The sequence below is a fragment of the Streptomyces sp. ITFR-6 genome (assembly GCF_031844725.1).
Lineage (GTDB): Bacteria > Actinomycetota > Actinomycetes > Streptomycetales > Streptomycetaceae > Streptomyces.
Genome location: NZ_CP134612.1, coordinates 3,166,166 through 3,178,505 on the forward strand (window position 1 = coordinate 3,166,166; position 12,340 = coordinate 3,178,505).

A 12,340-nucleotide genomic window follows, 5' to 3' on the forward strand; every position below is an offset into this window, starting at 1 on the left:
TCACTCGGTCGAGACATTACTATACGCGTATAGAAATTAAGCGCGGAGGGCTTGGGACGGAGAGGGACGGAGAGAGGGGAGACAATGATCGGGTGTCAGGGACAGAGAAGAAACCGCCGGGGTCCAAGCGGTCCGTAGGGCGTCCGCGCAGGCTCGATCCGGACGCCATGGTCGCCACGGCGCGCCGCATCATCGAGGAAGAGGGCCTGGACGCCCTGAGCATGCGGCGGGTGGCGAAGGAGCTCGGCTCCACCCCGATGGCGCTCTACCACTACGTCCAGGACAAGGACGAGCTGCTGATGCTCACCCTGTCCGGGACTGCGGCCGCCTTCCCGCGTCCGGAGCTGCCCGCGGACCCGCGCGAGCGGCTGACCGCCGTCGCCGCGCACATGCACGGAATCCTGGAACAGATCCCCTGGGTGCTCGACATCCTGGCGCTGGGCGAGCTGACCGACCGCGACGCGCTCTGGATGGTCGAGGAGATCATCGACTGCGCGCTCGACTGCGGCCTCTCCCCCGGCCAGGCGGTACGCGCCTACCGGACGATCTGGAGCTACGTCTACGGCGACCTGGTCTTCCGCCGGGCCGCCGCCAGACGGGCCGAACACCCGCCGTCCAAGCGGTACTTCCCCGACATGGTCACCGAGGCGGACACGGCGGAGCTGCCCCGGCTCACCGCGATCAAGGACGACTGGCGGGGGTACGCCGCCGACTACGACGTGGTGGACGAACTCGACGCGATCATCACCGGTCTGCTGGCCCGAGGGGCTCCAGGGGCCCCAGGGACTCGAAGCGCCAGCGGTGCACCGGCCGGGTGATGGCCGCCGCGTCCGGCTCGGGCAGCTCCGGCAGCTCGTCGCCGTACGCGCCCTCCCACCAGGTGATGACCAGCACCCGGTCCTGCGGGGCGCGCAGCAGCTCGCTGCGCAGCGGCGGCCGCGCCAGCTCGCCCGCGCGGGCGCGCGCCCACTCCAGCAGCTCCGCGCCCCGGCCCTCGGTGGCGCGGGCCTCCCACATCAGGGCGACCGTCGTACCGCTCATGAGTAGAGGTTGTCCTTGCTGATCTCGTGCACGTGATCATGATCATGCGAGTGCGAGTGGGCGTGACCGTGGCCGTCGGCGCCGGGTACGTGGGGCTCGGTCACCGGCAGCGAGGAGTCGGCCGACAGCTCCAGGTCGGATGGGGCCCGGTTGCGGACCACCATCTCCGCGCCCAGGGCGGCGACCATCGCGCCGTTGTCGGTGCACAGACCGGGCCTCGGCACCCGCAGCCGGATGCCGGCGCGCTCGCAGCGTTCCTCCGCGAGTGCCCGCAGCCGCGAGTTGGCCGCGACCCCGCCGCCGATCATCAGGTGGTCGACGCCCTCGTCCTTGCAGGCGCGGACGGCCTTCCGGGTGAGCACGTCCACCACGGCCTCCTGGAAGGACGCCGCCACATCCCGTACCGGCACCTCCTCGCCCGCCGCGCGCTTCGCCTCGATCCAGCGGGCGACGGAGGTCTTCAGGCCGGAGAAGGAGAAGTCGTAGGCGGGGTCGCGCGAGCCGGTCAGGCCGCGCGGGAACGCGATGGCCTCCGGGTCGCCCTCCCTCGCGAGCCGGTCGATGACCGGGCCGCCGGGGAAGCCGAGGTGCAGCACCCGGGCGATCTTGTCGAAGGCCTCGCCCGCCGCGTCGTCGATGGTCGCGCCGAGCGGCCGGACGTCGTTGGTGATGTCGGGCGCCAGCAGCAGCGAGGAGTGCCCGCCGCTGACCAGCAGCGCCATCGTCGGCTCGGGCAGCGGGCCGTGTTCCAGCTGGTCGACGCAGATGTGCGAGGCCAGGTGGTTCACCCCGTACAGCGGCTTGTTCAGCGCGTACGCGTACGCCTTCGCCGCCGAGACGCCGACGAGCAGCGCGCCGGCCAGCCCCGGACCGGCGGTGACGGAGATGCCGTCGAGGTCCCGGCCGCTGACCCCGGCCTCCTTCAGCGCGCGCTCGATGGTCGGGACCATCGCCTCCAGGTGGGCGCGGGAGGCGATCTCCGGGACGACGCCGCCGAAGCGGGCGTGCGTGTCGACACTGGAGGCGACGGCGTCGGCGAGCAGCGTCGTCCCCCGGACGATGCCGACGCCGGTTTCGTCGCAGGAGGTCTCGATACCGAGTACGAGCGGTTCGTCAGCCATCAGTCAGTCTCTGTTTCTTGTACGTGGAGGCGCATGACGAGCGCGTCGATGTTGCCGGGCTGGTAGTAACCGCGCCGGAAGCCGATCGGTTCGAAGCCGAAGCGTTCGTACAGCTTCTGCGCCCGGGTGTTGTCGACCCGGACTTCGAGGAGCACCTCGGCGCACTCGAAGGCCGTGGCGTGCTTCAGCAGGTCGGTCAGCAGCTCGGAGCCGAGGCCGCCGCCCCAGTGGTCGCGGGAGACGGCGATCGTCTGTACGTCGGCGAGGTCGCCGGCCGCCGCCAGCCCCGCGTAGCCGACGATCCGGCCGGTGGCCGGGTCCTCCGCGACCACGTAGCGGCGGGTCGCCCGCGGGCCCCGGGCGTGGGCCAGCTCGGACCAGAACATGCCGGGTGACCAGGCGTCTTCCGGGAACAGCTCGTGCTCCAGGTCGAGCACGGGCTCGATGTCCCACCAGCGCATCTCGCGCAGGGCGGCGGTCGCGGTGCTCACTTCGGCGTGACCACCTTGTAGTTCTTCGGGACCTGCGCGTCGGGCCTGCGGAGGTAGAGCGGCGTCGGCGGCAGCATCCCGGCGCCCGAGGCGAGGCGCTCGGCGGCGAGGGCGGCCAGCGCACCGGCCGCGACGTGCTCGGGACCGCGCGCGTCCGGGAACGCCTCGGGGTAGAGCACCGCGCCCGCCCCGACGACGGGGAGCCCGGCGAGCCGCTCCGCGATCTCCGCGGGCCGGTCGACGGCGGGTTCGCCGGTCCGGGTACGGGGGTCCTCGTACCGGGCCCAGTAGACCTCCTTGCGGCGGGCGTCCGTCGCGACGGCGAACGGTCCCTCGACGCCGTCCTGCCCGGCGGCGTAGGCGAGGCCGTCCAGGGTGCACAGCCCGTGCACGGGCACGGACAGCACGGACCCGAACGTCGCGGCCGTCACGAGGCCGACCCGCAGTCCGGTGTACGGGCCTGGGCCGACGCCCACGACCACGTCCGTCACGGCGTCGAGTTTCACCCCGGCGGCGGCGAGGACCCGGTCGACGGCGGGCAGCAGCAGCTCCCCGTGCCGCCGGGCGTCGACCTGACCGGACTCGGCGACGACACGGGTCCCGTCGTACAGGGCGACGGTGACGGCAGGGGTGGCGGTATCCATAGCGAGCAAGAGCACGCAAACAGCCTACGGCTCCCGCGCGGGGGCGGCCGCGCCCCGTACGGCGTCCCGGCACCCGGGGTCACGGCTGCTACCGTCACCGGGTGTACGCGGAGTACGTGTAAACGCTTGTACGACAACCAACGGTGAAAGAGGCGCGCACGGTGTCTAGGGGCAGCTCGGGAATCGTGGTCGCGCTCACCGCTGCGGCCGTGGCCGCAGTGAGCTTCCTGGCCTACCAGGCGTCGGCGAACGCCCCCGCCAGCGTCGCCCCGAAGCCGAAAACGTCCAGCAGCTCGCCGGCCACCGGGCACGCGAAGCCGAAGCCCACGAAGGACCCGCTCGCCGTCCCGGGCTCCTCCGGCACGGGGAGGCGGGTCGTGTACGCGCTGGGTGACCGGCGGGTGTGGCTGGTGGACGCGAAGGGCAAGGCGACCCGGACCTTCAAGGTCATGCCGAGCGCGGTCAGCGCGCTTCCGGGGACGTACCAGGTCACCTCGCGCTCCGGCAGCGTCACCGGCTCCGACGGGGTGCCGATCGAACACGTGGTGCGGTTCGCGACGACCAACGACGTGGCCATCGGCTTCAGCGCCGCGCAGGACGGCTCGATGGAGAGCCCGGACCCGACGCTGAAGGCGGGCGGCGTACGGATGTCCCGTGCGGACGGCAACGCGGTGTGGACGTTCGCCACGGTCGGCGCGAAGGTCGTCGTGGTCCCGTAGCCCGGATCAGCGGGCGGACGGTCCCGGAACGCCCTCGTCCTCGCCCTCACGCGGCGCGGGCGCCTCGTCCGGCGGCGTCGACACGGCGCTCGCCGCCGCACCCGCCGCCAGCAGCTCGGTCATCGTTACCGCGCGCGGCGGCCTCAGGTCACTCTCGGATGTCGGCATGGACGCCTCCTGGGGCTCCGGTGGAAGGCACGGTTAGGCAGACCTAACCTGCTCTCGCCCTCCATGTCACCACGCCCGCCCCGCCCCGCGCAACAATTTGCCGACACCGCGTCGGAAACCGGGCGCCGCTCAGGCGGCCCCGTCCGCCAACCACGGCTGCCAGGACTCATGGGCCAGTCCGGCCCAGCGCGCACCCACGCCCACCAGCGTCACCACGCGCCGCTCGTCGTCCGTGTCACCGACCGCCCGGTCGATCAGCACCTGGAGCCGGTCGTCCGCCAGCTCCTCGACCTTGCCGTCGCCCCACTCGACGACCACCACCGATTCCGGCAGCGACACATCGAGGTCCAGGTCCTCCATCTCGTCGAGCCCGCCGCCCAGCCGGTAGGCGTCGACGTGGACCAGCGCCGGGCCGTCCCCGAGCGGCGGGTGGACGCGGGCGATCACGAACGTGGGGGACGTGACGGCGCCGCGCACCCCCAGCCCCTCACCGAGGCCGCGGGTCAGGGTGGTCTTCCCGGCCCCCAGCTCTCCGGTGAGCATCACGAGGTCGCCGGGGCGCAGCACACCGGAGATCCGGCGGCCGAGGGCCTGCATCTGTTCGGGGGACTCGACGGTCAGCCTGACGCTGACGGCGGTGGGCGCGTTCGCGGCGGTCTCAGCGGCCGCCGGGCTGTTGTGCGGTGCTTCCATGCCCGCCAACGTTAGAGGATTCCGGTACGGCTCCCGCGCGCACCAGCAGGTCCGCGAGCCGGTCGGTCACCGTCTCCGGGTGCTCCAGCATCACCAGGTGCCCGGCGTCCGGGACGATGACGAGTTCGGCGTCGGGCAGCCGGTCCGCGATCGCCTCGCTGTGCGAGCTGGGCGTCACCAGGTCCTTGTCCCCCGCCAGGATCAGCACCGGGACGTCGAGGAAGAGGGGCAGCGCGGCGCTCTTGTCGTGCTCGGTGAAGGCCGGGTAGAACTCCGCGACCACATCGATCGGTGTGGACTCGATGAGGCGTTCCGCGAACCGTTCGACCGCCGGGTCCACGTCCCGCGAACCGAACGCGTACCGCTTGATGAGCCCCGCGAACAGGTCGGCGGTCGCCCGCCTGCCTCGCTCCACCAGCTCCGCCTGCGAGCCGAGCGCCCTCAGCACCCCGGGCAGCACCCGGCGTACCGCGTTCACGCCCGCCACCGGCAGCCCGAAGTTGACCTCACCGAGCTTCCCGCTCGACGTACCGACGAAGGCGACGGCGGCGACCCGGTCGCGCATCAGGGCCGGGTACTGGTCGGCGAGCGCCATCATCGTCATGCCGCCCATGGAGTGCCCGACCAGCACCAACGGTCCTTCGGGGGCGGCCGCGTCGATCACGGCCTTGAGATCGCGGCCGAGCTGGTCGATGCCGACGTGGACACCCTGCGCCTGCGCCCGGCCGCGCTCCGAGCGGCCGTGGCTGCGCTGGTCCCAGTGGACGGTGCGCACCAGTCCGCGCAGGGCCGCGCGCTGGAAGTGCCAGGAGTCCTGGCTGAGGCAGTAGCCGTGGCTGAAGACGACCGTGACGGGGGCGGGGGCCTTGCGTCCGAAGAGCCGGCGCCTGCGCGGACCGGCGGCGTTGCCGGGGGGCGTACCGCCGGTGCCGGTGCCGGGGTCGACCTCGTCGATCTCGTAGTACAGCTCGGTGCCGTCGTCGGCGGTGGCCCGGCCCGGCATCCCGCGCAGCGAGCCGTACGGGCCGGTGGCGTCCAGCGCCAGCCTGGCCCGCTTCCGCATCCCCCGGCCGACCGTCAGCCGCTCGACCGCGACACCGGCCGCCGCGCCCGCCGCGATCACGCCTATGGCGGCCCCGGCGACCCCCGCCCGGCGCCAGCCGACCGTCGAGGCGGCCGTCGCCATCGCGTCCCCCGCGCTGATCTCGCTCACCGTGCCGCGCTCCTCGTGGGTCGTGTCCGTCGGGCCAGGGCCGATCCGATCACATCAGCTCCGACCGGATCGGTCCCGGTCCAATCTGCTCCGATCTGATCAGACCGAAACCGATCGTGCCTGGTCAGGAACGCTTCCTCGGTCAGGACCCGGCCGACTTTCTGTCCGAGGTGCCGTTCCCCGTCCCGTCCGCCGTCCCGTCCCGGTAGACGCGTGGCACCCGGCCGCCGATCCGGGTGACGATCTCGTACGCGATCGTGTCCGCCGCCCGCGCCCAGTCCTCCGCGCTCGGCTCGCCCCGGTCTCCGGGGCCGAACAGCACCGCGTCGCTGCCCTCCGGGACCACGTCGCCGTCCAGGTCGACGACGAACTGGTCCATCGCCACCCGGCCCGCGACCGTCCGCCGGACCCCGCCGACCAGGACCGGGCCCCGGCCTGAGGCGTGGCGCGGGATGCCGTCCGCGTACCCCACCGGGACCAGGCCGAGCGTGGTCTCGCCGCTCGTCGTGTAGTGGTGCCCGTAGCTGATGCCGTGCCCGGCGGGCACCTGCTTGACCAGGGCGACGGAGGCGGCGAGCGTCATCACCGGACGCAGTCCGAAATCGGCCGGGGTGCCCAGCTCCGGGCTGGGCGAGATGCCGTACATCGCGATGCCCGTCCGCACCAGGTCGAAGTGCGACTCGGGGACGGTCAGCGTCGCCGGGGAATTGGCGATGTGCCGGACCTCGGGCTCGGCACCGGCCTTCTCCGCGTACGCCACCATGTCGCGGAACACGGTCAGCTGGGCGGCGATGGAGGGGTGTCCGGGCTCGTCCGCGCAGGCGAAGTGGGACCAGAGGCCGGTGATCCGGACGGTCCCGGCCTGCTCCGCGGCGCGGGCGGCGGCGACCAGCTCGGGCCAGTCGGCGGGCTGGCAGCCGTTGCGGCCGAGGCCGGTGTCGGCCTTGAGCTGGATACGGGCGGGGCGGCCGGCCTCCGTCGCCGCCGCGGTGACCTCGCGCAGCGCCCACATGCCGCTGACCGAGACATCGACATCGGCCTCGATCGCCTCGCGCCAGGGCCCGCCCGGCGTCCACAGCCAGCACATCACCCGGCCGCCCAGCCCGGCCGCGCGCAGCGCCAGTGCCTCCTGCGGGGTGGCGGTGCCCAGCCAGGCCGCACCGGCTTCGAGCGCGGCACGGGCGCAGGGCACCGCGCCGTGTCCGTACGCGTCGGATTTGACGACGGCCATGAGCTGCGCGCCGGACGCCCGTGCGCGCAGAACGCGCACGTTGGCGCGGAGTGCGTCGAGGTCGATCTCGGCACGGGCTCTCAGGGACGCTGTCTCGTTCATCGCGCCCAGTGTCTCAGAGCCGTGTCCCGGAGCCGTACGGTGCGGCCTTCGGGCGCCGCTCGCGGCAGGGCGCGCCGGGGTCCGGTTCAGCGGTGGCGCAGCTCGTGTTCCAGGTGGTCGACGAGGACCGGTACGTGGCTGTGCGGGACGTCCTTGACCGCTGTCACCAGCGTCACCGGGCCGCCGTCGCGGACCAGCGCGACGAGTTCACCGACGGCGGCCGTGTGCACGGGATCGGCCAGTTCGGCGCGGTAGCGGTCGACGAAGTCGTCGTAGCGGGTGCCGTCGCCGTCCTCCCGCAGGTCGTACACCCGGCGTACGCGCACGTCACCGCTGCTGTCGCTCACGACCGAGCCCCTCTCGCCGCTTCCAGGATCGCTCAGGCCCGTACGTCCCGCCAGGCCGACCGGATCGCCTCCGCGACGTCCTGGGCGGCGACCGGGGAGCCGTCGGAGGCGTGCCGGGCCGCGAGGCCGTGGAGGTGGGCGCCGACGGACGCGGCGTCGCGGGGGGCGAGACCGGCGGCGAGCAGCGAGCCGGTCAGCCCGGAGAGCACGTCGCCGCTGCCCGCCGTGGCGAGCCAGGAGGTGCCGGTCGGGTTGACCCGCACGGGTGCGCCCGGCTCGTCGGCGGCGATCAGCGTCGTCGAGCCCTTGAGCAGGACCGTGGCGCGGAACCGGGAGGCGAGTTCGCGTACGGCGTCGAGCCGCCCCGCCTCGACCTCCTCGCGCGGAACGCCGAGCAGGGCCGCGGCCTCCCCGGCGTGCGGGGTGAGGACGGTCGGCGCGGTGCGCGCCCGGACCACGTCGGCGTCCAGCAGCCGCAGCCCGTCAGCGTCGACCAGCACCGGCACGTCTGCGGCCAGCACGTCGGAGACGGCCTCCTCCGCGTCCGTCCCGTCGCCGAGCCCGGGACCGACGACCCAGGCCTGCACCCGCCCCGCCTTGGACGGCGGGCCCGCGTGCACCAGGGTCTCGGGATGCCGGGCGATGACGGCGTCCGCGCCGGGGCCGACGTAGCGCACCGCCCCGGCGCCGCCGCGCAGCGCCCCGGAGACGGCCAGCACCGCCGCGCCGGGGTAGCGCGCGGAGCCGGCGGCGATGCCGACGACACCGCGCCGGTACTTGTCGCTCTCGGCGCCCGGTACGGGCAGCAGCGCCGCCACGTCCGCGTACTGGAGCGCCTCCAGCTCCGGTACGGCGGGCAGTTCGGCGCCGAGCCCGATGTCGACGAGGTGCAGCGCCCCGGCCCGTTCCGCGGCCGGGTCGATGAGGAGCCCCGGCTTGTACGCCCCGAAGGTGACGGTCACATCGGCGCGGACCGCGTCCCCGAGCACCTCACCGGTGTCCGCCTCGACGCCGCTGGGCAGGTCGACGGCGACGACGGGCGCGTCGTGCGCCGTGTACCGGGCCACGAGCGCGGCGGCGCCGGGCCGCAGTCCGCCGCGCCCGCCGATGCCGGTGACGGCGTCGACGACGAGGTCGACGCGGCCCGCCCAGTCCCGGTGCCTGCTCATCGCGGGGACGTCGAGCCCGTCCACCACCCGGCCGCCCGCCGCGCGCAGCGCCTCGCTCCCGCCCTCGTGGGCCCGGCCCGGCGAGACCCGCACGGCGAGCACACCTGCCCCGCGCCGGGCGAGCCGGGCGCCCGCGTACAGCGCGTCGCCGCCGTTGTCGCCGCTGCCGACCAGGAGGACGACGCGGGACCCGTACACCCGGCCGCCGCGCCGCAGCAGGTCGGTGCAGACGGCGGCGAGCCCCGCGGCGGCGCGCCGCATCAGCGTGCCCTCCGGGAGCCGTGCCATGAGGGACTGTTCGGCGGCCCGTACGGTCGAGACGCTGTACGCAGTACGCATGGCTCCAACGTACGCAGAAAACGCCCGCCACGCCCCGGCCAGGTCACGCCCCTGCCCCACGCCGTCACGCGCCCGGCTCACCCCTCCGCGATCACCACGGCGGACGCCACCCCCGCGTCATGGCTGAGCGACACGTGCCACTGCCGTACGCCCAGTTCGGCGGCGCGGGCGGCGACCGTGCCGCTCACCCGCAGCCGGGGCTGCCCGCTCTCCTCGACGTACACCTCTGCGTCCGTCCAGAGCAGCCCGGCGGGGGCGCCGAGCGCCTTGGCGAGCGCCTCCTTGGCGGCGAACCGGGCGGCCAGCGAGGCGATCCCGCGCCGCTCACCGTCCGGCAGCAGCAACTCACTGTCCAGGAAGAGGCGCTGAGCCAACTTCGGGGTGCGCTCCAGTGCCTCGTCGAACCGCTCGATCTCCGCCACGTCGATACCGACCCCGATGATCACGTGCGCACCCTCATGTCACTCCACTCACTCCACGGTGACGGACTTTGCCAGATTGCGCGGCTGGTCCACTTCGTTGCCCCGGGCCGTCGCCAGCTCGCAGGCGAAGACCTGGAGCGGAACGGTGGCGACCAGCGGCTGAAGCAGCGTAGGCGTTGCGGGAATCCGGATGAGGTGGTCGGCGTACGGGACGACCGCCTCGTCGCCCTCCTCCGCGATGACGACGGTGAGCGCGCCCCGGGCCCGGATCTCCTGGATGTTCGACACGATCTTGCCGTGCAGCACCGAGCGCCCGCGCGGTGACGGCACCACCACGACGACCGGGACGCCGTCCTCGATCAGCGCGATCGGCCCGTGCTTCAGCTCCCCGGCTGCGAACCCCTCCGCGTGCATGTACGCCAGTTCCTTGAGCTTCAGCGCGCCTTCCAGGGCGACCGGGTAGCCGACATGACGGCCGAGGAAGAGCACCGTGTCGTGGCCCGCCAGCGAACGCGCCAGCGCGCGCACCGGCTCCATGGTCCCCAGGACCCGCCGCACCTCGCCGGAGATCTCGGAGAGCTGACGGATGACGGTGCGGATCTCGTCGCCCCACTTGGTCCCCCGGACCTGGCCGAGGTACAGCGCGACGAGGTAGCAGGCGACGAGTTGGGTGAGGAACGCCTTGGTCGAGGCGACGGCGACCTCCGGTCCGGCGTGCGTGTACAGGACGGCGTCGGACTCGCGCGGGATGGTGGACCCGTTGGTGTTGCAGATGGCGAGGACCTTCGCGCCCTGCTCACGGGCGTGCCGCAGCGCCATCAGGGTGTCCATCGTCTCGCCGGACTGCGAGATCGCGATGACGAGCGTGCGCTGGTCCAGGATCGGGTCCCGGTAGCGGAACTCGCTGGCCAGCTCGGTCTCGCAGGGGATCCGGGTCCAGTGCTCGATGGCGTACTTGGCGATCATTCCGGCGTGGAACGCGGTCCCGCAGGCGATGATCACCACCTTGTCGACCTCGCGCAGCTCCGCCCGGGTGATCCGCACCTCGTCGAGGTGCAGGGTGCCCTCCGGGTCGATCCGGCCGAGGAGGGTGTCGGTGACGGCCTTCGGCTGCTCGGCGATCTCCTTGAGCATGAAGGAGGGGTAGCCGCCCTTCTCGGCGGCGGACGCGTCCCAGTCCACGTGGTACGGCAGCACCTCGGCGGGCCGCCCGTCGAACCCGGTGACGACGACGCCCTCCCGGCTCAGCTCCACCACCTGGTCCTGGCCCAGCTCGATCGCGGACCGGGTGTGCGCGATGAACGCGGCGACGTCGGAGGCCAGGAACGCCTCGCCCTCCCCCACCCCCACCACGAGCGGAGAGTTGCGCCGGGCCCCGACCACCACGTCGGGCGCGTCCGCGAACACGGCGACGAGCGTGAACGCCCCTTCGAGCCTCCGGCAGACCTGCCGCATCGCCTCGGCCGGGTCCTCGCTGCCCGCGAACTCCTCCGCGAGGAGGTGGGCGACGACCTCGGTGTCGGTCTCGGATGCCAGCTCGTGGCCGCGCCCGGTCAGTTCGGACCGCAGGGCGGCGAAGTTCTCGATGATCCCGTTGTGCACGACGGCGACGCGTCCGGCGTTGTCCAGGTGCGGGTGGGCGTTGACGTCGGTGGGACCGCCGTGCGTGGCCCACCGGGTGTGGCCGATCCCCGCGCTCCCGGCCGGCAGCGGCCGCTCGACCAGCAGCTTCTCCAGATTGACCAGCTTCCCGGCCCGCTTCGCGGCGGCCAGCCCGCCATCAGCGAGGACGGCGATCCCGGCGGAGTCGTACCCCCGGTACTCCAGTCGCTTGAGGCCCGCGACGACGACGTCCTGCGCCGGCTGCCCACCGACGTATCCGATGATTCCGCACATATCAGCCCTTTCCTGGCCACCTGCCCATGTTCTTCGCATAGTCGCAGAAGGTGCGGGGGGTAGCAGGGAGGACGGCGTCGGCCAGGGGGATGCGGCGCCACGGCTCGGCACTTCGTGACCGTCGACGGTGGCGAGGGCGGCACCGGGGCCGCACCGTTGATCTTCGCCGACTCGGTGTCGCTGCCGTTCCGGATGGGCTTCTCCCGGGCCTACGGCACCTTCGCCGAGCTGGGGCTGACCGACGAGCTCACGTTCATCGCCTCCGGCAAGTTCGGCCTGCCCGAGAACGCCGTGGCCGCCTTCGCCCTGGGCGCCGACATGATCAACGTGGCGCGTGAGGCGATGCTGTCGATCGGCTGCGTCCAGTCTCAGAAGTGCCACACCGACAAGTGCCCGACCGGCGTCGCCACCCAGAACCCACGGCTGGCCCGCGGCCTCGGCCCGACCTCGAAGGCCGCCCGGGTCGCCGCCTACCTGCGCACCCTGCGGACAGAGCTCATGAAGGTCTCGGCGGCCGTCGGTGTCGCCCACCCGGGCTTCATCACGGCCAACGACATCGAGATCCTGAACGGCGACTACGACGGCCTCACCCTGTCCGGTGTCTACGGCTACAAGGACGGCTGGGGCGAGCTTGGCCCGCACGTGGCCGATGAGATCACCGAGCTGCTCGCCACCCGATCGAAGCCGGCCTTCGAGCAGGGACCGGCCGCCTGAGACACCGGCAGTGGGCCTGAACGGCTCCTG

Annotated in this window: 14 protein-coding genes and 1 pseudogene; 3 read left to right on the plus strand and 12 right to left on the minus strand. The window is 73.2% G+C overall.

From position 1 onward, the window contains the following. Positions 1-92: 92 nt before the first annotated feature. Entirely contained in the window at positions 93-818 is a 726-nt protein-coding gene (locus RLT59_RS14050; protein ID WP_311303727.1) for a TetR/AcrR family transcriptional regulator, read from the plus strand. Here RLT59_RS14050 and RLT59_RS14055 read toward each other — a convergent pair. Genes RLT59_RS14055 through tsaB form a run of 4 tightly spaced genes read right to left on the minus strand, consistent with a single transcriptional unit; the run spans position 745 to position 3,297 of the window. Next, positions 745-1,041, minus strand: coding sequence for a hypothetical protein (locus tag RLT59_RS14055; RefSeq protein ID WP_311303728.1), 297 nt, complete (start codon positions 1,039-1,041; stop codon positions 745-747). The two genes, RLT59_RS14050 and RLT59_RS14055, sit on opposite strands and share 74 nt — an antisense overlap. Continuing rightward, positions 1,038-2,162, minus strand: a complete 1,125-nt coding sequence (gene tsaD, locus RLT59_RS14060) for a tRNA (adenosine(37)-N6)-threonylcarbamoyltransferase complex transferase subunit TsaD (protein ID WP_311303729.1) — start codon at positions 2,160-2,162, stop codon at positions 1,038-1,040. The genes RLT59_RS14055 and tsaD overlap by 4 nt, the downstream gene beginning before the upstream one ends. Further along, the gene (rimI, locus tag RLT59_RS14065; RefSeq protein ID WP_311303730.1) at positions 2,162-2,653 is read right to left on the minus strand and encodes a ribosomal protein S18-alanine N-acetyltransferase; all 492 of its coding nucleotides are present in this window, start codon (positions 2,651-2,653) and stop codon (positions 2,162-2,164) included. Before rimI ends, tsaD begins: the two co-directional genes overlap by 1 nt. Next, a complete protein-coding gene (tsaB, locus tag RLT59_RS14070) occupies positions 2,650-3,297 on the minus strand; it encodes a tRNA (adenosine(37)-N6)-threonylcarbamoyltransferase complex dimerization subunit type 1 TsaB (RefSeq protein WP_311307722.1) in 648 nt (215 codons plus the stop codon). The genes rimI and tsaB overlap by 4 nt, the downstream gene beginning before the upstream one ends. 185 nt (positions 3,298-3,482) lie before the next feature. Here tsaB and RLT59_RS14075 point away from each other — a divergent pair, with 185 nt between their 5' ends. After that, a complete protein-coding gene (locus RLT59_RS14075) occupies positions 3,483-4,016 on the plus strand; it encodes a hypothetical protein (RefSeq protein WP_311307723.1) in 534 nt (177 codons plus the stop codon). Between the two features lie 6 nt (positions 4,017-4,022). Here the strand turns inward: RLT59_RS14075 and RLT59_RS14080 are convergent, their stop codons facing one another. From RLT59_RS14080 to glmS, 8 genes are all read right to left on the minus strand, one after another. Continuing rightward, complete coding sequence (locus RLT59_RS14080; RefSeq protein WP_311303731.1) at positions 4,023-4,184, minus strand: hypothetical protein; 162 nt, start codon at positions 4,182-4,184, stop codon at positions 4,023-4,025. A gap of 129 nt (positions 4,185-4,313) precedes the next feature. Next, positions 4,314-4,877, minus strand: coding sequence for a tRNA (adenosine(37)-N6)-threonylcarbamoyltransferase complex ATPase subunit type 1 TsaE (tsaE, locus tag RLT59_RS14085; RefSeq protein WP_311303732.1), 564 nt, complete (start codon positions 4,875-4,877; stop codon positions 4,314-4,316). Next, positions 4,843-6,090: an alpha/beta fold hydrolase gene (locus tag RLT59_RS14090; RefSeq protein ID WP_311303733.1), complete on the minus strand. Its 1,248-nt coding sequence runs from the start codon at positions 6,088-6,090 to the stop codon at positions 4,843-4,845. The genes tsaE and RLT59_RS14090 overlap by 35 nt, the downstream gene beginning before the upstream one ends. A 142-nt stretch (positions 6,091-6,232) precedes the next feature. Beyond that, complete coding sequence (gene alr, locus RLT59_RS14095; protein ID WP_311303734.1) at positions 6,233-7,423, minus strand: alanine racemase; 1,191 nt, start codon at positions 7,421-7,423, stop codon at positions 6,233-6,235. 86 nt (positions 7,424-7,509) lie between these two features. Continuing rightward, the gene (locus tag RLT59_RS14100) at positions 7,510-7,770 is read right to left on the minus strand and encodes a DUF488 family protein, N3 subclade (RefSeq protein ID WP_311303735.1); all 261 of its coding nucleotides are present in this window, start codon (positions 7,768-7,770) and stop codon (positions 7,510-7,512) included. A 32-nt stretch (positions 7,771-7,802) separates the two neighbouring features. Next, on the minus strand, positions 7,803-9,278 hold the full coding sequence (locus RLT59_RS14105; RefSeq protein WP_311303736.1) for an NAD(P)H-hydrate dehydratase: 1,476 nt from the start codon (positions 9,276-9,278) through the stop codon (positions 7,803-7,805). A 77-nt stretch (positions 9,279-9,355) separates the two neighbouring features. Further along, a complete protein-coding gene (locus tag RLT59_RS14110) occupies positions 9,356-9,724 on the minus strand; it encodes a holo-ACP synthase (RefSeq protein WP_311303737.1) in 369 nt (122 codons plus the stop codon). A 24-nt stretch (positions 9,725-9,748) separates the two neighbouring features. Next, a complete protein-coding gene (gene glmS, locus RLT59_RS14115) occupies positions 9,749-11,596 on the minus strand; it encodes a glutamine--fructose-6-phosphate transaminase (isomerizing) (RefSeq protein WP_311303738.1) in 1,848 nt (615 codons plus the stop codon). 111 nt (positions 11,597-11,707) lie between these two features. Here glmS and RLT59_RS14120 point away from each other — a divergent pair. Continuing rightward, positions 11,708-12,310: pseudogene (locus RLT59_RS14120) on the plus strand (glutamate synthase-related protein); the annotation flags it as partial. Between the last annotated feature and the right edge of the window lie 30 nt (positions 12,311-12,340).

What these genes read in the sequence shown, in the direction of transcription:
- RLT59_RS14055 (WP_311303728.1), bottom strand. Translation starts at nt 1,041, where the DNA reads ATGAGCGGTACGACGGTCGCCCTGATGTGGGAGGCCCGCGCCACCGAG.
- tsaD (WP_311303729.1), bottom strand. Translation starts at nt 2,162, where the DNA reads ATGGCTGACGAACCGCTCGTACTCGGTATCGAGACCTCCTGCGACGAA.
- tsaB (WP_311307722.1), bottom strand. Translation starts at nt 3,297, where the DNA reads ATGGATACCGCCACCCCTGCCGTCACCGTCGCCCTGTACGACGGGACC.
- RLT59_RS14080 (WP_311303731.1), bottom strand. Translation starts at nt 4,184, where the DNA reads ATGCCGACATCCGAGAGTGACCTGAGGCCGCCGCGCGCGGTAACGATG.
- tsaE (WP_311303732.1), bottom strand. Translation starts at nt 4,877, where the DNA reads ATGGAAGCACCGCACAACAGCCCGGCGGCCGCTGAGACCGCCGCGAAC.
- alr (WP_311303734.1), bottom strand. Translation starts at nt 7,423, where the DNA reads ATGAACGAGACAGCGTCCCTGAGAGCCCGTGCCGAGATCGACCTCGAC.
- RLT59_RS14105 (WP_311303736.1), bottom strand. Translation starts at nt 9,278, where the DNA reads ATGCGTACTGCGTACAGCGTCTCGACCGTACGGGCCGCCGAACAGTCC.
- glmS (WP_311303738.1), bottom strand. Translation starts at nt 11,596, where the DNA reads ATGTGCGGAATCATCGGATACGTCGGTGGGCAGCCGGCGCAGGACGTC.